Origin of the sequence: Bradyrhizobium sp. LA6.8 (genome assembly GCF_040547935.1) — a bacterium.
In the GTDB taxonomy this organism is placed as follows: domain Bacteria; phylum Pseudomonadota; class Alphaproteobacteria; order Rhizobiales; family Xanthobacteraceae; genus Bradyrhizobium; species Bradyrhizobium barranii.
On record NZ_JBEPQQ010000001.1, the window covers coordinates 1,013,291 to 1,033,039 of the forward strand.

Consider the following 19,749-nt stretch of genomic DNA (forward strand, 5'->3'; position numbering starts at 1 on the left):
GGGAAATTCCAGAGGCGATCGTGATTGAATCGAGGGGCCGCGGCGTACTGGATGCCCCGGTCAAGCCGGGGCATGACAGCGGAATTTGCCGAAGTGGTGTCCGTTCCTTACCGCAGCGGCTTCTTCAGCAGCGAGAAGCGATCCGGGTCCAGCCCCATCGAGGGCTGCAGCATCGGCGCTTCGGCGGTTGCAAGCGTCTTTGCGGGCGGCTGCGAAAACACCGGATCGTTCGGCACGTCGCGTTGCGAGGTGGCACCGCGCCAGCGTTCGAGCACGGCGCCGACGAAGTGCATGTCGTGACCGGAGGTGACCGACGGCACGCTTGAGATGGTGGCTTCGCCGCGCGGCAATTGATGCGGCGGCACCTCCTTGAAGCGCAGGCGGGTCGGTAGCGCGACGCCTTCGCCGAACGCCAGGACTTCGCGGGTGCCGAGCGATGGCACGAAGGACAGCAGGTTCGCTGCCGCATCCGATACCGCGGCGCGCAGCAGCGCCTGGTCGCGCTCGTTGGCCAGACGCATCGTGAACAGCGTGTTGCACTGGGAGATAATGGTGGCGTCGAGCTCGGCCGGACGTTGGGTGATGAGGCCGAGATAGACGCCGTATTTGCGGCCTTCCTTGGCGATGCGCGACACCGCCTTGCGGGTCGGCCCGAAGCCGACATTGCGGTCGGCGGAGGCATATCGGTGCGCCTCTTCGCAGACGAACAGCATCGGCGACACGCCGTCGCTCCACAAGCCGAAGTCGAAGGCCATGCGGCACAGCACCGAGACGACGGAATCGATGACCTCGGCCGGGAAGCCGGCGAGCTGCATCACCGTCATCGGCTTGCCGTTGGCGGGCAGGCGGAACAGATGGCTGATCACCTCGGCCATGGTGTCGCCGCCGACATTGGCGTTGTCGAACATGAAGGCGTAGCGCGGGTCGTTGCGGACGGCCTCGATGCGCGAGATCAGCTTGTGATAGATGATGCGCGAGGAGCGGTTTTCCAGCTTGCCCATGCGCTCGTCGATCAGCGAGATCAAATCGACCAGGCGGTATGGTACCGGCGTGTCGACGGTGAAGCCGACCTGCTTGGGATCGATGCGCTTCAGGCCGAGCCGATCGGTGTTCTGATACTGGGTGTAGATGCCCTTGGCGATCGGGATCACCTCGGCGAGGACGTCGAGCTCCTCGGGCACGCCGGCGCGGCCGCCGAACAGCACGTCGACGATTTCCTCGAAGTTGAACAGCCAGAACGGTAGCTTCAGGTTCCGCGGGTTGAGCACCAGCGCGCGATCGCCGAAGCAGCGGCCATATTCGTTGTGAACGTCGAGCAGGAAGATGCGCAGGTTCGGACGTGATTTCAGGATCTCGTTGAGCAGCAGCGACACGCCGGTGGATTTGCCGACGCCGGTCGATCCCAGCACCGCGAAATGCTTGGAGAGCATTTCCTCGACGTCGACGTAGGCGACGACGGAGCGGTCCTGCTGGAGGAAGCCGACATTGATCTGGTCCGATCCGGTCGGCGCGTAGATCGTGCGCAGCTCCTGGCTCGTGATCAGGTCGACGGAATCGCCGATGGTCGGATAGTTGGTGACGCCGCGCTGAAACTTGGCCTTGTCGGCGGCATTGTGGATTTCGCCGAGCAGGTCGACCGACGCGATGGCGATGTAGTCGGAGCTCGAGAGGTTCTCGCAGGACACCTCGGTGATCATGGCGACGATCACCGAGCTGGCGCAGCGGATGCTGACGAAACGGCCGACGGTGGCCCGAATTTCCGAGACCGGCATCTGGCTTGCCGCCAGCAGCCCGACCCGGGCGAGCGACCCGCGTACCGAAATCACGCGTCCAAAGGATGTCACGATGAATGAACCTGGCATGAGCAAGAGGTTTAACCCTGACTATGCGTGCCGCGGCTGGACAAACGGTTAAACGGCAGGCGCGGGGGCTTTGTTAAATCTGCGACAATTCGGTTGAGAGATTTGCTCCTAATGCATACTTGCGGGCGGAATCGGTAGGGGGATGCCGCTTTTCTAGGCCGATAGGCACGACAGCGCTTAAGGAAGATTTTACCATTCGGCCAGTCGGTCCGCCGTTCGGGGATGGAGGTCATCCCGGCTGGCGCGTCACTCGATCTGGGCGGCCATGTTTGATTTGTTGACGGGACCTAATCATTTGTACATTAGTACAAATGAACCTGCGGCCTGGATGCCGCCCCCGTACGCTCGAGCGCGTTTGCAGCCTTGCGTCCGGTTGCGCGATCCGGTCCGGCGGATCGCAGCCACCCTTGGAGGAAAGCATGCAGCCCGAACCGATCCTTGATCTTGCTCATCTCGGCCACATGGAGCTGCTGACGCCGAAGCCCGACGAGAGCCTGAAATTCTTCGTCGACGTCATGGGCATGACGGTGAGCGGGCAGAAGGGCGAGTCGGTTTACCTGCGCGGCTGGGACGATTACGAGCGCTATTCGCTCAAGCTGACGGCGTCGAAGACATCAGGCATGGAGCATATGGCGCTGCGCGCGCGCAGCCAGCAGGCGCTTGAGCGCCGCGTCGCCGCGCTGAAAGGCTCCGGCTTCGACATCGGCTGGATCGACGGCGACATGGGGCAGGGGCCGACCTTCCGCTGCCGCGACCCTGATGGCCATATCGTCGAGCTCTATTACGAGACCGAATGGTACCAGGCGCCGCCGGAGCTTAGACCTGCGCTGAAGAACCAGGCTCAACGCTTTCCCGCGCGCGGCGTCAATGTCCGCCGCCTCGACCACCTCAACTGCCTCGCCGTCGACATCAAGGCCAACCGCGAGTTCTTCGAAAACTATCTCGGCTGCCGCCTCACCGAGCAGATCGTGCTCAACGACGGGCGGGAAGCGGCGATGTGGCTGACGATGTCGAACAAGAGCTACGATTTTGCCTATTCGCTCGACCATTCCGGTACGCCCGGCCGCTTTCACCATGTCACCTACGCGCTCGACAGCCGCGAGGAGATTTTGCGCGCCGCCGATATTTTCCTGGAGAACGGCGTGCACATCGAGACCGGCCCGCACAAGCACGCGATCCAGCAGACCTTCTTCCTCTATGTCTACGAGCCTGGCGGCAACCGCGTCGAGGTCGCCAATGCCGGCGCGCGCCTCATCCTCGCCCCCGACTGGAAGCCGATCGTGTGGACCGAGGAGGAGCGCAAGAAGGGCCAGGCGTGGGGATTGAAGACGATCGAGTCGTTCCACACCCACGGCACACCGCCGGTGGAGGCGAAGAAGCACGGCTAGAGTGTGAAGCGGCTTTCCGATTAGGTCATGCTCCAAAAATCAATGCGTTGAATTGCGCACCCGGGCGATCGTCTCGCGCACGCCGGACCAGGCCGGCTTGTCCGGCGCGAACTGCTGGCGCAGGAAGCCGACGAGTTCTTCGACCTGCGCATCGCTCATGCTGTTCTTGAAGGCGGGCATGTAGCCGAGGTCGCTGGAGACGGGCTCATTGATGCCGTGCAGGACGACCTGCACGAGATTGTCCGATGTGGCGCTGTGCAGATTGCTGTTGAGTGCGAGCGAGGGCCGAGTTCCGAACAGCGGCAGGCCGCCGACCTCGTGGCAGACGGCGCACGCGCCCTGATAGAGCCGCGCGCCGGTGGAGGGTGCCACCGTGACCTGCGTTGAGCTTTCAAGCTTTGCGGCAAGTGCATCCTGGCCCTGCGCATCGATCGCGGTGTCGTTGAACGAGTTGAGATAGACCGCCATCGCGCGGATGTCGGGGTCGGGCAGGGCCTTGAGGTCTCTGATGATCGGCGCCATCGGGCCGGCCGCGACGCCGTGATAGCGCGAATGGCCGGTGCGCAAATAGGCGAAAAGCTCGTCCTCGCTCCACGGGATCGGCGCGCGTGAGAGCGAGGTCAGAGCCGGCGCTTCCCAGCCCTCGGCAAAGCCGCCGGCGAGATAGGCCTCACGTTGCTCCGCGCCGAGCGCGTTGCGCGGCGAATGACAGGCACTGCAATGGCCGAGGCTGTCGATCAGATAGGCGCCGCGATTCCACTGCTCGGATTTAGCGGGATCGGGCTTGAATTCGCTCGTCCTGTGGAACAGGGCATTCCAGCCCGCAAGCAGCGGGCGGAGGTTGAACGGGAAGGCGAGCGCATTCGCCGGCGCCGTGGCGCGAACCGAAGGCTGGGTCATCAGGTAGGCGTAGAGCGCCTGCATGTCGGCGTCGCTGGTCTTGGCGAAATGGGTGTAGGGGAAGGCGGGGTAGAGCTGCCGTCCGTCGCGATGCAGTCCGTCGCGCATCGCGCGCTCGAAGGCGGGATAGGACCAGGCGCCGATGCCGGTCTCGGCGTCGGGCGTGATGTTGGTTGAGTAGATCGTGCCGAACGGCGTCTGTAGTGCGCGGCCGCCGGCGTTGAGCACGCCATTGAGGCTGGTGTGGCACTCCGCGCAATTGCCGAGTGCTGCGAGTTGCTCTCCGCGCGCGATCGTCGCCGCGGAATAGACCGATGGATCGGGACGTGCGATCGGCGCGATCGCGCGCCCGGGCAGGAGTGCTGCGCCGATGCCGATCGCGGCAGTGCAGACGGCCGCGATCGTCGCGAAGATGCCGGCGCGCTTGGCGAAGGGATTCTCCCAGATGCGGGACGGCGGCGATGCAGCGGGTGCGGGCAGGGCTTGCGGCACGGGCGATGCCTCACCGTGCAATCCCTTCAGGATGCGCTCCGGCGTGAACGGCGGCTCGCGAAAGCGCACACCGGTGGCATCGAAGATCGCGTTGGCGATCGCCGCTGCGCTCGGCACCGAGGCGGACTCGCCGACGCCGAGCGGCGGCTGGTCCTGACGCGGCAACATCAGCACGTCGATCTTGGGCACGTCAGGGAACGGGATGATCGGATAGGCGCCCCATTCGCGCGCCGTCACCACGCCGCGCTCGAACGAAACCTCTTCCATCAGCGCGCGGCTGGTGGACTGGATGACGTTGCCGTGGATCTGGTGGCGCACGCCGTCCGGATTGATCATCAGGCCGGAGTCCTGCCCGGCGACGACGCGCGTGACGCTGACATCGCCGGTGGACTTGTTCACCGCAACGTCGGCGACCCAGGCCGACCACGCTGCGCCATAGCCGGGAAACTTGCTGTGGACATAGAGCGCATAGGCAAAGCCGCGCCCGTGCACGATTTCGCCGTCTTTCTCTTCGCGGACAGGCCGGGGCGTCCAGCCCGCGCGCTCGGCCACCGCATTGACGAGATCGACGGCGCGCTGGTCTTTCAGATAGCGCAGGCGGTATTCGATCGGATCGACGCCGGCCTCGGTCGCGGCCTCGTCGATATAGGATTCATGCGCGAAGGTGTTCGGCAGGGCCGAGACACCGCGAAACCAGGAGGCGCGCACGATCGGCGCCATGTCATGGGCGACGACGCGCATGTGGTCGTAGTCGTAGGGCGGGATCGCAGTGCGGTCGCCCATCTGGAGCACCATGGGCTCCGGTGAAATCCGCCCCGTCAGCAGCAGCGCGAGCGTCGGCGCGGCATTCGAGGGATAGCGCGTGGCGAGATCGTAACCAGCGATGCTGCCGTCGGCATTCAGGCCGCCATTGACATCGATCAGCTGCGCGGTGCCCTTGGGCTCCCAGGCATGCTCCTGCTCGCGCGTCAGCTGCACGCGCACGGGCCGGCCGACGGCGCGCGACAGCAGCAGCGCGTCCGCGGTGACGTCATCGGCGCAGTTGCGGCCGTAGCAGCCGGCGGCCTCCAGGCGGATCACCTCGATCTCGCTTTCGGGACGTTCGATCAGGAGCGCCAGGTCGCTGCGCAGGACATGCGGGTTCTGCGTGCCCGACCAGACGCGGATGTTGCCGTCCTGGACATCGGCGACCGCGCAGGACGGCCCGATCGAGGCGTGCATCTGGTACGGCCACACATAAGTGCGCTGCATCGGTTTGGCGGCGCCTGATATCGCCGCGTCGACATCGCCCTTGTCGATCAGAGAGCGCGGCGTCGATGGATTGGCGCGCAGCGCGGTCTCGACGTCGGCGAGATCGGTCAGACCAGGCGTCGGCTTCCAGATCACCGCGAGCTGCTCCGCCGCGCGGATTGCGTTCTCCTCGCGTTCGGCGACCACGCCGACGAAATCGCCGATGCGCACGACGGCAATGATGCCGGGAATGTCACGTACCGAGGACCCATCCACCGCGATCAGGCTGGTGCCGACGAACGAGCCGGCATCGACGCCGGCATAGGGCGGACGCACGACCCGGCCGTGCAGCATACCGGGCACCCTAATGTCGTGCACGAAGGTCAGCTCGCCCGTCGCCTTGGCGGGCAGGTCGACGCGGGGCGTCGACTGGCCGACGATGGCGTAGTCGCCAACGGGCTTGAGCGCGACGTCGTCGGCAAGCTCGAGGCGAATGGTCTCGCTGCCGATCAGTTCGCCATAGCTGACGCTGCGGTTGTGCCCGCGCACGAGGCCGTCTTCGATCTTGAGGTCGCTGGCCGGCAGCTCCAGCCGCTCGGCTGCGCGCGCGATCAGAAAGTGCCGCGCCTGCGCTGCGGCCTTGCGCAGGGGAACGGCGGTGATCTGGATGGTCTCGCTGGCGATCGTCGCGCCCTGGTTCGGAACCACGGCGGTATCGCCGAGCACCACGACGACGCGCGCAAAGGACACATCCAGCTCTTCGGCGACGATCTGGCCGAGTGCGGTGCGGATCCCGGTGCCGAGATCGACGTGGCCGTTATAGGCCGTGACCGATCCGTCCGCGGTGATGCGGACGAAGGTCTCGGACGTGACTTCGTCCACGGTGCGGACGACGACGAGCGAACCGGATTGCCGCTCAGCTCCGTTCGAAACAGGGGAGGCCATCAATCAACGGCCTCAGTGATCTGGCCGGATGCGCGCATCACCGCGCGCAGGATCTCGACATGGGTGCCGCAGCGGCAGAGATTGTAGCGCAGCGCCGCCAGCGCCTCCTGCTCGGTCGGCTGCGGGTTGATCGCAAGCAGCGCCTTGGTGGTCATGATCATGCCGTTGAGGCAATAGCCGCATTGCGCGGCCTGCTCGTCGATGAAGGCCTGCTGCACCACATCCGGCTTGTCGCGCGTGCCGAGCCCTTCGAGCGTCAGGATGTCGCGGCCTGCGCAGCCGCTCACGGGAATCACGCAGGAGCGCGCGGCCTGCCCGTCGATCAGGACAGTGCAGGTGCCGCATTCGCCCAAGCCGCAGCCATATTTCGGACCGTTGAGCGCGAGATCGTTGCGCAGCACATAGAGCAGCGGCGTCTGCGGCGCTGCCGTGATCTCGTGGATCCTGCCGTTCACGGTGAGGCGGATCGGTGTCTGCGTCATCCTCGTTCCCAAGCCCGTGGCCAAGTGCTCGTCAAAACCTACGTCGCGACGATACCGTTTGTACACAAACGTGCAAGCCGCGCATGCCGCACTGCAGCGCGACTGCCTTCTTTGTGGACAGAGCGGATAGGCAAATGGGGTTTTATGCGGCAGCCGCATCTTTTGCGCCGCACCGCCGCTTGACAGCCTTCGGGAGGGCGCGCAACATCGTTCGTATACGAATGATAACCGCAGTCGGCTGGCTTTGCACATGGTGACTGAAACGACGAGCGCCGCCATCGACAAGATCCGTTGCGATGCCTGTCCGGTGATGTGCTACATCAAGCCGGGCGCGGCGGGCGCATGCGACCGCTATGCCAACCACGACGGCAAGCTCGTCCGTGTCGACCCGCATGTGATCCTGGAACGCACCGTCTCGCATGGCGGCAAGCTCGTTCCGTTCAGCCGCACCGAAGACTGGGACGGCAAGATCGTTCACGAGCCCTCAACCTTTGTCACCGCGATCGGTGCGGGCACGACCTATCCCGACTACAAGCCTGCGCCGTTCATCGTCTCGTCCGAGATCGATGGCGTCGATATGGTGACTGTCGTCACCGAGGGCATCTTCTCCTATTGCGGCATCAAGGTGAAGATCGACACCGACCGCTATCTCGGCCCGGAAACCGCGACCGTTCGCGCGCAGGGCGAGGCGGTCGGCCACGTCACGACAAGCGAATATGGCTCGCAGATGCTGTCGCTCGGCGGCGTGCACCACCTGACCGGCGGCTCCAAGAAGGAAGGCCGCGTCACCTGCGACACGCTGATGGATCTCGCCAATTGCAAGGCGGTCGAGCTGACCATCGACGGCGGCGCGAGCGTGGTGGTACAGGCCGGCCAGCCGCCGATCGTCAACGGCATGAAAGAAGAGCGCATGCGCGTCGGCTGCGGCTCGGCGACGATCGGCATGTTCGCCAAGCAATGGCACGGCAAGGTCGACGAGGTCGTCGTCGTCGACGACCACATCACCGGCGTGCTCTCGGAGCACCAGGCTGGCAAGCTGCTCGACATCGCCGACACCGGCATCAAGATGAAGGGCCGCCGCTCGACGCCGGGCCGCTATTTCCAGGTCGCCGACCCCGGCACGGGCTGGGGCGGCACCAACATCTCCGATCCGCTGGCGATTCTCGGGCCGTTCGATGCCAAGGAAGCCAAGCCTGGTCTCTCCATGCTGATGGTCTCCACGACCGGCGAGCACTCGTCTTACTATGTGCTCGACGAGGCCCTGAAGCCGGTCGAGACCGAGATGCCTGATGACCTGAAGTTCTCGGTCGAGCGCATCCAGGAGAATTGCGAGCCGGCGCTGTGCACGGTGTTGTTCATGGCGGGTGCCGGCGGCTCCTTGCGCGCGGGCGTCACCGACAATCCGGTACGGCTGACGCGTTCGGTGAAGGACGCGCTGACGCGCGTCACCAGCGGCGGCGCGCCTGTTTATGTCTGGCCGGGCGGCGGCATCACCTACATGGTCGATGTGACGCAGATGCCTTCAGGCGCGTTCGGTTATGTTCCGACGCCCGCGCTGGTCGCGCCGATCGAGTTCACGATGAAGCTGTCGGACTACGCCGCGCTCGGCGGGCACATGGATCATGTGAAGCCGCTGTCCGAGGTGCAGAACGGTGACGACGTCCGCCAATTGCCATGGCAGAACCCGATTCCGGGGCGCTGGGCATGACCAGGCTCCCGCAAATCGCATTGCTGTCTGGTGGCCGGCGGCTGCATTTGCAGGATGGACCGATTGATCTGATCGTGGAGGCGAGGGGGCGCGCGGACGCAGTGCGTGCGGCCTATGAGGCGGCGGCGCAGCGATTCACCGGACTGCTCGACGAACTCTGCGCGGAATTGCCGGAACTGCGGACGGCCGCTGAGAAGCAGACTTCGCTGAAGGGCGTGGTGGCGCGTCGGATGCACGCTGCTGTCGCACCCTATGCCGCCGATTGCTTCATTACGCCGATGGCCGCGGTTGCCGGCAGCGTTGCAGAGGAGATTCTTGGCGCCATGCTGGGCGCTGCGACGCTCGATCAGGCCTATGTCAACAATGGCGGCGATATCGCACTGCATCTCGGCGAGGGCGAGCATTTTTCGGTCGGCCTGATGGATCGGCCTGATCGTGCCGGCGTGCTGCGCAAGATGAGGGTCTACTCAGGTGATCCCGTGCGCGGCATCGCGACCAGCGGGCGTCACGGCCGCAGTTTTTCGCTCGGCATTGCCGACGCGGTCACGGTGCTGGCTGCCACCGCATCGCAGGCCGATGCAGCGGCGACGGTCATCGCCAATGCCGTCGATCTGCCCGGGCATCCCGCCATCATCAGAAAGCCTGCGAACGAGCTTCAGCCCGACAGCGATCTGGGCGCGCGTCTCGTCACCCGCGATGTCGGTGAATTGTCGCAGAACGAGGTCGCGGCCGCGCTGGAATCTGGCGCGGAATGTGCACGGCAATTGTTCGATCGTGGATTGATCGAGGGTGCCGTGTTGCAGCTTTGTGGTGATATGCTTGTCATCGGAACCAGGGATATGGAAGAGCAACGAACGCGCCCGCGCATGCTGGAGAACGCGGTCTATGCCTGAACAGGGAAGCGAAACATGAGCGCGATCATCCGCAAGATCGTCACCGTCGTCGAAGAGACGCAGATGGAAATGGGCCGCCAGGTCTCGCCGCCGACGCGGCGCGCAGCGGCGATCGCCGTGATCGAAAATCCCTTTGCCGGCAAATATGTCGAGGATCTCTCGCCCCTGATCGCGATCGGCGAGGAGCTCGGCGAGCTCCTGGCGAAGCGCGCGGTGGCGGCGCTGGGCATCGATGGCGCGAAGGCGCAGAGCTACGGCAAGGCCGCGGCTGTCGGCGAGAACGGCGAGCTGGAGCATGCGGCGGCTATCCTGCATCCGAAGATGGGCGCTCCGGTGCGCAAGGTCCTGAGCAAGGGCGCGGCGCTGATCCCGTCGTCGAAGAAGCGCAGCGGCCCCGGCACGACGCTGGACATTCCGCTTGGTCACAAGGACGCGGCCTTCGTGCGCAGCCATTTCGACGGCATGGAGGTGCAGATCAACGACGCGCCGCGCGCCAACGAGATCATGGTCGCGGTCGCCGTCACCGATAGCGGCCGCCCCTTGCCGCGCGTCGGCGGGCTGACGGTTGCGGAAGTGAAGGGCGAAGACGGTTTGAAATAGAGTTTGAACCGGGGAGGCGGGCATAGCTTCTCCGACAAGATCACGCTGAAGACGTAGAGAGTTCAAAACTGGAGGTTGGGATGCGAACGAGAAACACTTTTGTGGGCGCGGCCTTCGCGCTGCTGGCGGGCGGCATGGCTCACTCGGCCGTGGCGCAGGAGATCAAGATCGGCGAGATCAACAGCTACTCGCTGTTGCCGGCGTTCACCGAGCCCTATCGTAAGGGCTGGCAGCTCGCAGTCGAACAGGTCAACGCGGCCGGCGGCATCAACGGCAAGAAGCTCGTCGTCGTCTCCAAGGACGACGGCGGCAAGCCGGCGGATGCGCAGACCGCGGCCAACGAGCTCGTCTCCAGCGAGGGGGTTGCGATGCTGACGGGTACGTTCCTGTCGAACATCGGCCTCGCCGTCAGCGACTTCGCCAACCAGAAGAAGGTGTTCTTCCTCGCGGCCGAGCCGCTGACGGATGCCATCACCTGGTCGAAGGGCAACAAGTACACCTTCCGTCTGCGCCCCTCCAACTACATGCAGGCGGCGATGCTGGTGGAAGCAGCCAGCAAGCTGCCGGCCAAGCGCTGGGCGACCATCGCGCCGAACTACGAATACGGCCAGTCCGCGGTCGCGGTGTTCAAGAAGCTGATGTCGGAGAAGCGTCCTGATATCCAGTGGGTCGACGAGCAGTGGCCGCCGCAGGGCAAGATCGACGCGGGTCCGGTGGTGCAGGCGGTTGCCGCAGCCAATCCCGAAGCGATCCTCAACGTCACCTTCGGCGCCGACCTCGTGAAGCTCGTGCGTGAAGGCAACACCCGGGGCCTGTTCAAGGGGCGCGAGGTCGTCTCGTTCCTGACCGGCGAGCCCGAATATCTCGATCCGCTTAAGGACGAGACCCCGGAGGGCTGGATCGTCACCGGCTATCCCTGGTACTCGATCAAGACGCCCGAGCATGACGCGTTCCTGAAGGCCTACCAGGCCAAGTACAACGACTATCCGCGGCTGGGCTCGATCGTCGGTTACCAGACCATCAAGGCGGCCGCTGCGATCCTTGCGAAGGCCGGCTCGACCGATCCGGAGAAACTGATCGCCGCGGCGGAGGGGCTGTCGATGCCGTCGCCGTTCGGCGAGATCACCTTCCGCAAGATCGACCACCAGTCGACGCTCGGTGCCTATGTCGGCAAGACCGCGCTGAAGGACGGCAAGGGCGTGATGGTAGACTCCGTCTACAAGAAGGGCTCGGACTATCTGCCCAGCGACGCCGAAGTCGAGAAGCTGCGTCCAAAGGATTGATGTGAAGAGGAACCGGGGGCCTCGTGGTTCGAGACGCGCGGCGTTGCCGCGCTCCTCACCATGAGGGTCCCGGACCTCATCCTGAGGAGGCGCGTAGCGCCGTCTCGAAGGATGAAGCCCCATACTGAGACTTATTCTTAACCCGGACCGCCGATGGCCTTTTATGTCGTACAGTTTCTGACCGGTCTCGCCAGCGCAGCGTCGCTGTTCCTGGTGGCCTCGGGCCTGTCGATCATCTTCGGCGTGACGCGGATCGTGAATTTCGCGCATGGCGCCTTCTACATGATCGGCGCTTACATCGCCTTCACGCTCACCGAGCGGCTTTCGGGAGCGTTCGGCTTCTGGGGCGGGATCGTCATCGCCGCGTTTGCCGTGGCCTTGATCGGCGTCATCGTCGAGATGGTGCTGCTGCGCCGCATCTATCATGCCCCCGAGCTGTTCCAGCTGCTTGCGACCTTCGGCCTGACCTTGATGGTCGAGGATCTCGTCGTGCTGATCTGGGGCCCCGACGATCTCGTCGGCCGCCGCGCGCCGGGCTTCAAGGGCGCCATCGATTTCTTCGGCCAGAACATCCCGAGCTACGATTTGTTCCTGATCGTGCTCAGCCCGGTCGTACTCGGCATTCTCTGGCTGCTGTTCCAGCGCACGCGCTGGGGCGTGCTGGTGCGCGCGGCGACGCAGGACCGCGACATGGTCGCAGCGCTTGGCGTCAACCAGAAATGGCTGTTCACATCCGTGTTTGCGGTCGGCGTCTTCCTCGCCGCACTCGGCGGCGCGCTCCAGATCCCGCGCGATGCCGTGCATCACGCCATGGATCTGCGTATCATCGTCGAGGTCTTCGTCGTGGTCGTGATTGGCGGCCTCGGCAGCATCGTCGGCGCATTCGTTGCGGCGGTGCTGGTTTCCGAGCTCAACGCCTTCGGCATCCTGATCTTCCCGAAGATCTCCATCATCCTGGTCTTCCTGGTGATGGCGGTGGTGCTGATCGTCCGGCCCTGGGGTCTCTTCGGCAAGCCCGAGGCGCCCGCGCGCAAGACACCAGGCCTCACCGTTAATCCCTGGCGGCCGCTGACGTCGAACGAGCGGCTCGCTGCGCTTGCCGCGCTCGTCATCGCGGCGACGTTGCCGCTGTTCGCCGGCAATTATGTTCTCACAGTCGGTTCGGAGATTGCGATCTTCGTGATCTTCGCCGTCAGCCTGCATTTCCTGATGTCGGTCGGTGGGCTCGCGTCCTTCGGGCATGCCGCTTATTTCGGTCTCGGCGCCTACGGCGTCGCCTTCCTCGCCAAGATGGCCGGGCTGCCGATGGTCGTGTGCCTGCTGCTCGGGCCGCTGCTGGGCTGCATGGGCGCTGCCGTGTTCGGTTTCTTCGCGGTGCAGCTTTCCGGCGTCTATTTCGCGATGCTGACGCTTGCGTTTGCGCAGATCGTCTGGTCGATCGCGTTCCAGTGGGTGAGTGTCACGGGCGGCGACAACGGCATACTCGGCGTCTGGCCGTCAAGCTGGGCGGCGAGCCCGGGGCATTTCTATTGGTTGGCGCTCGGCGTTGCGGCGCTCGTGACGGTCGCGCTTCGGGCCATGGTATTCTCGCCGTTCGGCTACGCACTCAGGGCCACGCGCGACTCGCCTCTGCGCAGCGAGGCGGTCGGCATCAATGCCAAGCGCATCCAGTGGACGGCGTTCGTGATCGCAGGCACGACCGCCGGCATCGGCGGCGCGTTGTTCGCCTACCTCAAGGGCAGCGTCTTCCCCGACAATCTCGGCATCTCGCTATCGGTCGACGCGCTCGTCATGGTGCTGCTCGGCGGTGTCGAGACGGTATCGGGCGCGGTGATCGGCGCCATCGTCTACAAGGCGCTCAACATCTGGTTGGTCAGCCAGACCGACCTGTCAAAGCTCGTGCTCGGCGGCTTCATCGTGCTGATCGTCGTCGTCTTCCCCAAGGGCATCGTCGGCACGCTGGAGATGCTGGCGCAACGGCGCAGGAAGACATCGCCGCCGGGGTCTCCCTTGCTTGCCAAGCCGATCGAGTCCGTCGAATGAGCGTCGCACCCCCACTTCTCGCGGTTGAAGGCCTGTCCAAATCCTATGGCGGCATCCACGCCGTGCGCGGCGTCTCGTTCTCGCTGCGATCAGGCGAAATTTTGGCGCTGATCGGTCCGAACGGCGCGGGCAAGAGCACCTGTTTCGACATGCTCAACGGCCAGAACAAGCCTGATACCGGCCATGTCCGCCTGCTGGGCGAGGAGACCACCGGCAAGAAGCCGCGCGAGATCTGGCGGCTCGGCGTCGGGCGCACCTTCCAGATCACCGCGACCTTCGCGACGATGACCGTGCGCGAGAACGTGCAGGTCGCGCTGATCTCGCACGGCAAGCAGCTGTTCAATCTCTTCGGCTCGGCGCCGAACTTCGACCGCGGCGAGGCCGGGCGGCTGCTCGAGCTCGTCGGCATGGGCGGCTACGCCGATCGTCCCTGCGGCGAGCTCGCCTATGGCGACCTCAAGCGGCTCGAGCTCGCGGTGGCGCTTGCCAACGAACCCAAGCTGCTGCTGATGGACGAGCCCACCGCCGGCATGGCGCCGCGCGAGCGCGTCGACCTGATGCGGCTGACGGCGCAGATCGCGCGGGAAAAATCGATCGGCGTGCTCTTCACCGAGCACGACATGGACGTGGTGTTCGAGCATGCCGACCGCATCATCGTGCTCAACCGCGGCACGCTGATCGCCGAGGGATCGCCGGCCGAGGTGCGCGGCAATCCGCAGGTGCAGGCCGTCTATCTCGGCGAGGGCCTGCTTTACGATGCCGGGCATGGAGCCTCCGCATGAAGCTCACGGTGCAAGACCTCAACAGCCATTACGGCCCGGCGCATATCCTGTTCGACATCGGTTTCGAGGTCGGTGAGGGCGAGGTGGTGGCGTTGCTCGGCCGCAACGGCGCCGGCAAGTCGACGACGTTCCGCTCGATCGTCGGGCTCGTTGCCCAGCGCTCGGGGCGCATCATGTTCGAGGGCAAGGATGTCTCGGCGCGCCCGACGCATGAGATCGTGCGCGACGGGCTTGGTTACGTGCCCGAGGAGCGGCGCATCTTCACTGATTTGACGGTGGAGGAGAATCTCGAGGTCGGCCGGCAGCCGAAGCGTCCGAACGCCCCGCACTGGACCCGCGAAAAACTGTTCGCGCTGTTTCCAAATTTGGGTGAGATGAAGAACCGACCGGGCGGCCGCATGAGCGGTGGCGAGCAGCAGATGCTCACCATCGCGCGCACGCTGATGGGCAATCCGTCGCTGGTGCTGCTCGACGAGCCCTCGGAAGGCCTGTCGCCGAAGATCGTGGAGCAGATGGTCGATGCCATCCTGACCATGAAGAAGGAAGGCGTCAGCATCGTCGTGTCCGAGCAGAATTTGCATTTTGCGCGGCTGATTTCCGACCGCGCCTATATCATCGAGCGTGGCCGTATCTGCTTCGGCGGCACCATGGCCGAGCTCGACGCGCGTCCGGATGTCCGCGACGCGCATCTGTCGTTGTAAGGGGCGGGGAGCGGATGGCGAGAAGCGTTGCGGCGAAGAAAAGCGTCAAACCGGCAAAATTGTCTTACGTGCTCGACGAGCAAGTCGGCTTCATCCTGCGTCAGGTCTGGCAGCGCCACAGCTCGATCTTCTCGCGCGACATCGGCACCAATCTCACGCCGACGCAATGGGCGGCATTGTCGAAGCTGGCCGAGACCGGGCCATGCTCGCAGAACCAGCTCGGGCGGCTGACGGCGATGGATGTCGCGACCATCAAGGGCGTGATCGACCGCCTGACCGCACGAGGCCTGACCGAGACCAGCCAGGATCCCGAGGACGGACGGCGGCTTCTGGTCAGCCTGACGCGCGCCGGTCAGCAGCTTGCGGAGAAGGTCGCGCCGAGTGCGCTCGCGATCACCCGGGAAACGCTTGCGCCGCTCGACGCCAGGGAGCGCGAGATGCTGATGGCGCTGTTGAACAAGCTGCGGTGAGGACGGTCTCGTAGGGTGGGCAAAGCGAAGCGTGCCCACCGTTCTTCCTCAAGTCGCAAAGATGGTGGGCACGGCGCTTCGCGCCTTTTGCCCACCCTACGGCAGTTGAACAAGGGGCGGGAACTGGCGACTAACGTCGATGAAGGGTTTATCGAGGTTGTCGTCATGCGAGCAGTCACGCGATTTGCGATGGTTCTGAGTCTTACTGCCGCGTTGGCGAGCAGCTGCACTGCCGCCTTTGCCGCACAGCCCTACGAGGGCTTCTGGGCGTCGACCAAGAAGGATTGCCGCGATCAGGACAGCGCTAGCCGGATGAGCATCGAAGGCGGCAACCGCCTCTATTGGTACGAGACGCGCTGCCGCGCCAGCGAGATCACCGCAGACGGCAAGCAAAGCTGGAAGATGCGGCTTGCCTGCGAAGGCGAGGGCGAAAAGTTTCGCTCCAATCCCCGAGTCTCCGTTGCGGCGGATAGCCGGCTGGTGATCGAGAATGGCCCGGTCGGCCAGGCCAAGCGCCAGACCTACGTGCGCTGTGAGATCGCAAAGAAGCGCTGATCCCTTACGTCTTCCCCGGCCATTTGGCGCGGTAGCGGATTTCGCTGCCATCGGCGAGCCGCCGCCACGTGCCGAACTCCTGCGTATGCGGCGCCCGGGCCGTCAAGTCGATCGGATAGATCCGGCTCGGCTGGCCCTGGATGTTGACGGTGAGTTGCCGGTGCGAGGTTCTAAAGGCAAGCTCGACTTCGCCTGCGATGACAGGCTGCTCACCATCACGATAGAAGGCCGCGGGGGTCACTTCGCCCGGCATGGTGTTGAGGTCGGTCTGCAATTCGACGGCGATGCCCTGCGGTGACGTCGGCACCACGACGCCGGCCGGAAAGCGAACCTCGAACACGAGCAGCGGATTGCTGGCGTTCGGATTGAGCCAGGGCGTGGCGGTCGTATACGCGTAGACGGCGTAAGTGACACCGGCGGCGAGGCAGAGCAGGACGACGACGCCGAGTGACTTCAGGCTGTTGCGTGCGAGGCCGCCGCTATTGTCGTCCTTGCGTGTCGCCAGCTTGGTGGCGAGCACCAGGCCGATGACTGCGCCGATGGGGGCGATGACAAACAGGGCGACCAGCCCCGTCGTGATCGGGTCTGCACGATTGCCGAAGCCGGTCAGCTCGAGCAGCCCGATCGTGGCGATGAAGCCTGCCACCGCACCGGCGATGCCGGCGGCAATCCGCAGCGAACTTTTCATGTCTCCCTCGATGGTCCAGCAATGTACTGCCGCCGCCGAGGGCTGCCTGCGTTAGACGCAGCAGGCAGCAGACTTGTTCAATGCCTTGGAGGCGCGACGCGAAGCGGCGAGCTGCTCCGGCTGCGTCACTTCGCCACCACTTCCGGCACCCGGCCGGCCGGCGGGGTGTTGCGGCTGCGCTGGGTGCGCACGATGCCGTCGATGATGGTCATGCCGATGCCGGGGAGGTCGCCGAGCTGCACGCTCTCCAGGATGGTCTTGCCGGGCGAGTGCTGCGCCTTGTCCATGATGACGAAATCGGCCGAGCGGCCGACCTCGATCAGGCCGCAATCGAGCTGACGCATTCGCGCGGTGTTGCCGGTGGCAAGGCAGAACGCGATCTCGGCCGGGAGGTCACCGAGCGAGGATAGCATCGAGACCATGCGCAGAATGCCGAGCGGCTGCACGCCGGAGCCGGCCGGAGCGTCGGTGCCGAGGATGACGCGGTGCAGGTCGCCCATCTCGCGTGCGATGCGCAGCGTGAAAAGGGCCGAGCGCTCATTGCCGTTGTGAACGATCTCGAGGCCGCGCTTGCAGCCCTCGCAGATGCAGCGGATCTGGTCGTCGGGAAGCGCGGTGTGGCCGCCATTGATGTGGCCGACCACGTCGGTGTCGGCCTCCAGCACCACGTCCTTGTCGATCAGGCCGGAGCCGGGGATCGAGGGGCCGCCGGTGTGGATCGTGCTCTGGATGCCGTATTTGCGGGCCCAGCCGACCATCTTGCGCGCCGTCGGGCCGTCCTTGACGCCGCCGAGGCCGACCTCGCCGAGCAGCTTGACGCCGGCGGCGGCCAACTCCTTGAAATCCTCCTCGACCATCTCGCATTCGATCACCGGTGCGCCGGCGTGAACCTTCACGCCGCCCGGGCGCAGATTCCAGAATGCGCGCTGGGCGAAGATCGCCATCGCCTTCAGCCCGACGACGTCGCGCGGGCGGCCGGGCATGTGTACCTCGCCGGCTGAGATCATCGTGGTGACGCCGCCATGCAAATTGCTGTCGATCCAGCCGATCTGGTTCTGGCGCGGCGTCCAGTCGCCCGCCACAGGGTGGACATGGCTGTCGATCAGGCCGGGCGCGACCGTGGTGCCGTTGGCCTCGACGATGGTGGTCGCGCCTTCGGTGTTGAGGTCCTTGAAGCGGCCGATCGCAGTGATCTTGCCGTTCTCGGCGACGATGGTGTCGCCGTCCAGGATCGGCTTTTCCAGGGCGCCGGACAGGATCAGGCCGATATTCCGGATCACGAGCTTCGAGGGTCCGGTGGCCTGGGGGGCGTCATGCGCCATGGAAGGGGCTCCTTGTTCCTAACTGCAACGCTCGCGATCTTGGGCAGCCTTGACCCCGGGAGCAAGCAGGATTATTCATTAGTACACGAATGATCGTGTACAAACGACGCATAGCTGCCCGCCTCGGAACCGCATTGGAAGCGACAGGGAAGGTGAGATGAGCAATTTCAATCAGGAAAGCGTTTTGAGCGTCCACCACTGGACCGACACGCTGTTCTCTTTCAAGACCACCCGCAGCCCGACGTTCCGCTTCCGCAACGGCGAATTCACCATGATCGGGCTCAAGGTCGGCGAGAAGCCGCTGCTGCGCGCCTACAGCGTCGCCAGCGCCAATTACGAGGACACGCTGGAGTTCTTCTCGATCAAGGTGCCGGACGGTCCGCTGACCTCGCGCCTCCAGCATCTGAAGGAAGGCGACGAGATCATCGTCAGCCGCAAGGCCACCGGCACGCTGGTGATCGACAATCTCGAAGAGGGCCGCAACCTCTACCTCATCGGCACCGGCACGGGCCTCGCGCCGTTTCTGAGCGTGATCAAGGACCCCGAGACCTATGAGCGGTTCGAGAAGGTCGTGCTGTTGCACGGCTGCCGGCATGTGAAGGAGCTCGCCTATGGCGAGATGATCACCGAGACGCTGCCGAAGGACGAACTGATCGGAGAGTATATCCGCGATCAGCTGATCTACTATCCGACCGTGACCCGCGATCCCTTCCGCAACCGCGGCCGCATCACCGACCTCATCACCTCAGGCAAGCTGTTCGCCGATATCGGCCTGCCGCCGCTGGAAGCCGCCCATGACCGGGTCATGATTTGCGGCAGCCCGGCATTGGTCGCTGACACCCGCGTGCTGCTGGGCGAGCGTGGCCTCATTGAGGGCAACCACGGCGAGCCGGCCCAATTCGTGGTCGAAAAGGCCTTTGCCGAGCGCTGATCGCAGATTTTTCGCGCAATAAGACCGTATTTCCGCCGTTCGGCGGGCGTTGCGGCGCCGATTCCGTGCGCGATACACTGTGGGAACGAATCAGCGGAGTTCCCACATGGTTGCGGACAGCGACAGCAACATCGCCTGGCACCGGGTTCAGTTGAAGAAGAACCGCGCCGAGTTGAAGGCGCTCGAGACCGCGCGCTTCACGATGGGCGAGATCGCGTCTTCGAAGCGGGACGGGCAGACCCAGAAGGCGATTGCGGAACTCAAGCGCAAGATCGCGCAGTCCGAGCGCGTGGTCGCCGATCACGACAAGCGCACGCGCCGCCCCCTCGGCACCGATCTGCAAAGCCTCGCCAACGGTAGCTGGAGCCATTGGGACGCCTACACCAATCAGCAGCGCAAGACCGGTCAGCGCTCGCCGGGACGCGGATAGGCTCTCTTCTCTTCGCGCGGTTCCGGCCCTTGCGCGTCGCCGCG

The 19,749-nt window shown here is 64.9% G+C and carries 17 protein-coding genes; 12 read left to right on the forward strand and 5 right to left on the reverse strand.

All coding sequences use genetic code 11. The annotated features are described in order from the left end of the window. Nucleotides 1-107: 107 nt before the first annotated feature. Complete coding sequence (locus ABIA90_RS04385; RefSeq protein ID WP_162136488.1) at nucleotides 108-1,862, reverse strand: ATP-binding protein; 1,755 nt, start codon at nucleotides 1,860-1,862, stop codon at nucleotides 108-110. A gap of 419 nt (nucleotides 1,863-2,281) precedes the next feature. On the opposite strand from ABIA90_RS04385, the gene ABIA90_RS04390 reads away from it, so the two are divergent. Next, complete coding sequence (locus ABIA90_RS04390) at nucleotides 2,282-3,250, forward strand: catechol 2,3-dioxygenase (protein ID WP_038955078.1); 969 nt, start codon at nucleotides 2,282-2,284, stop codon at nucleotides 3,248-3,250. 39 nt (nucleotides 3,251-3,289) lie between these two features. Here the strand turns inward: ABIA90_RS04390 and ABIA90_RS04395 are convergent, their stop codons facing one another. Beyond that, nucleotides 3,290-6,817, reverse strand: coding sequence for a molybdopterin cofactor-binding domain-containing protein (locus ABIA90_RS04395; RefSeq protein WP_354117413.1), 3,528 nt, complete (start codon nucleotides 6,815-6,817; stop codon nucleotides 3,290-3,292). After that, nucleotides 6,817-7,299 carry a (2Fe-2S)-binding protein gene (locus ABIA90_RS04400; RefSeq protein WP_028159320.1) on the reverse strand — a complete coding sequence of 161 codons (483 nt, stop codon included), beginning with the start codon at nucleotides 7,297-7,299 and terminating at the stop codon, nucleotides 6,817-6,819. The genes ABIA90_RS04395 and ABIA90_RS04400 overlap by 1 nt, the downstream gene beginning before the upstream one ends. Nucleotides 7,300-7,549: 250 nt before the next feature. On the opposite strand from ABIA90_RS04400, the gene ABIA90_RS04405 reads away from it, so the two are divergent. From ABIA90_RS04405 to ABIA90_RS04445, 9 genes are all read left to right on the forward strand, one after another. After that, nucleotides 7,550-9,007: a 6-hydroxynicotinate reductase gene (locus tag ABIA90_RS04405; protein WP_354117414.1), complete on the forward strand. Its 1,458-nt coding sequence runs from the start codon at nucleotides 7,550-7,552 to the stop codon at nucleotides 9,005-9,007. Then, nucleotides 9,004-9,900, forward strand: a complete 897-nt coding sequence (locus ABIA90_RS04410) for a UPF0280 family protein (RefSeq protein WP_354117415.1) — start codon at nucleotides 9,004-9,006, stop codon at nucleotides 9,898-9,900. Before ABIA90_RS04405 ends, ABIA90_RS04410 begins: the two co-directional genes overlap by 4 nt. Before the next feature lie 15 nt (nucleotides 9,901-9,915). After that, a complete protein-coding gene (locus tag ABIA90_RS04415) occupies nucleotides 9,916-10,500 on the forward strand; it encodes an amino acid synthesis family protein (RefSeq protein ID WP_063983954.1) in 585 nt (194 codons plus the stop codon). An 80-nt stretch (nucleotides 10,501-10,580) separates the two neighbouring features. Then, on the forward strand, nucleotides 10,581-11,783 hold the full coding sequence (locus ABIA90_RS04420) for an ABC transporter substrate-binding protein (RefSeq protein WP_354117416.1): 1,203 nt from the start codon (nucleotides 10,581-10,583) through the stop codon (nucleotides 11,781-11,783). 153 nt (nucleotides 11,784-11,936) lie between these two features. After that, the gene (locus ABIA90_RS04425; protein ID WP_354117417.1) at nucleotides 11,937-13,826 is read left to right on the forward strand and encodes an ABC transporter permease; all 1,890 of its coding nucleotides are present in this window, start codon (nucleotides 11,937-11,939) and stop codon (nucleotides 13,824-13,826) included. Next, nucleotides 13,823-14,608 carry an ABC transporter ATP-binding protein gene (locus ABIA90_RS04430; RefSeq protein ID WP_063983951.1) on the forward strand — a complete coding sequence of 262 codons (786 nt, stop codon included), beginning with the start codon at nucleotides 13,823-13,825 and terminating at the stop codon, nucleotides 14,606-14,608. The genes ABIA90_RS04425 and ABIA90_RS04430 overlap by 4 nt, the downstream gene beginning before the upstream one ends. Continuing rightward, on the forward strand, nucleotides 14,605-15,309 hold the full coding sequence (locus tag ABIA90_RS04435; protein ID WP_085404805.1) for an ABC transporter ATP-binding protein: 705 nt from the start codon (nucleotides 14,605-14,607) through the stop codon (nucleotides 15,307-15,309). The genes ABIA90_RS04430 and ABIA90_RS04435 overlap by 4 nt, the downstream gene beginning before the upstream one ends. Nucleotides 15,310-15,323: 14 nt before the next feature. Beyond that, nucleotides 15,324-15,779, forward strand: coding sequence for a MarR family winged helix-turn-helix transcriptional regulator (locus ABIA90_RS04440; protein WP_208086152.1), 456 nt, complete (start codon nucleotides 15,324-15,326; stop codon nucleotides 15,777-15,779). Nucleotides 15,780-15,944: 165 nt separating this feature from the next. Further along, a complete protein-coding gene (locus ABIA90_RS04445) occupies nucleotides 15,945-16,334 on the forward strand; it encodes a hypothetical protein (RefSeq protein WP_354117631.1) in 390 nt (129 codons plus the stop codon). Between the two features lie 4 nt (nucleotides 16,335-16,338). Here ABIA90_RS04445 and ABIA90_RS04450 read toward each other — a convergent pair whose 3' ends face one another. Then, on the reverse strand, nucleotides 16,339-17,022 hold the full coding sequence (locus ABIA90_RS04450) for a hypothetical protein (RefSeq protein ID WP_354117418.1): 684 nt from the start codon (nucleotides 17,020-17,022) through the stop codon (nucleotides 16,339-16,341). Nucleotides 17,023-17,147: 125 nt separating this feature from the next. Next, nucleotides 17,148-18,344 carry an amidohydrolase family protein gene (locus tag ABIA90_RS04455; protein WP_038932039.1) on the reverse strand — a complete coding sequence of 399 codons (1,197 nt, stop codon included), beginning with the start codon at nucleotides 18,342-18,344 and terminating at the stop codon, nucleotides 17,148-17,150. Between the two features lie 157 nt (nucleotides 18,345-18,501). Between ABIA90_RS04455 and ABIA90_RS04460 the strand changes: the two genes are divergently transcribed. Further along, the gene (locus tag ABIA90_RS04460) at nucleotides 18,502-19,275 is read left to right on the forward strand and encodes a ferredoxin--NADP reductase (RefSeq protein ID WP_063983946.1); all 774 of its coding nucleotides are present in this window, start codon (nucleotides 18,502-18,504) and stop codon (nucleotides 19,273-19,275) included. Between the two features lie 106 nt (nucleotides 19,276-19,381). Further along, nucleotides 19,382-19,705, forward strand: coding sequence for a hypothetical protein (locus ABIA90_RS04465; protein WP_166094615.1), 324 nt, complete (start codon nucleotides 19,382-19,384; stop codon nucleotides 19,703-19,705). The last annotated feature ends 44 nt before the right edge of the window (nucleotides 19,706-19,749 follow it).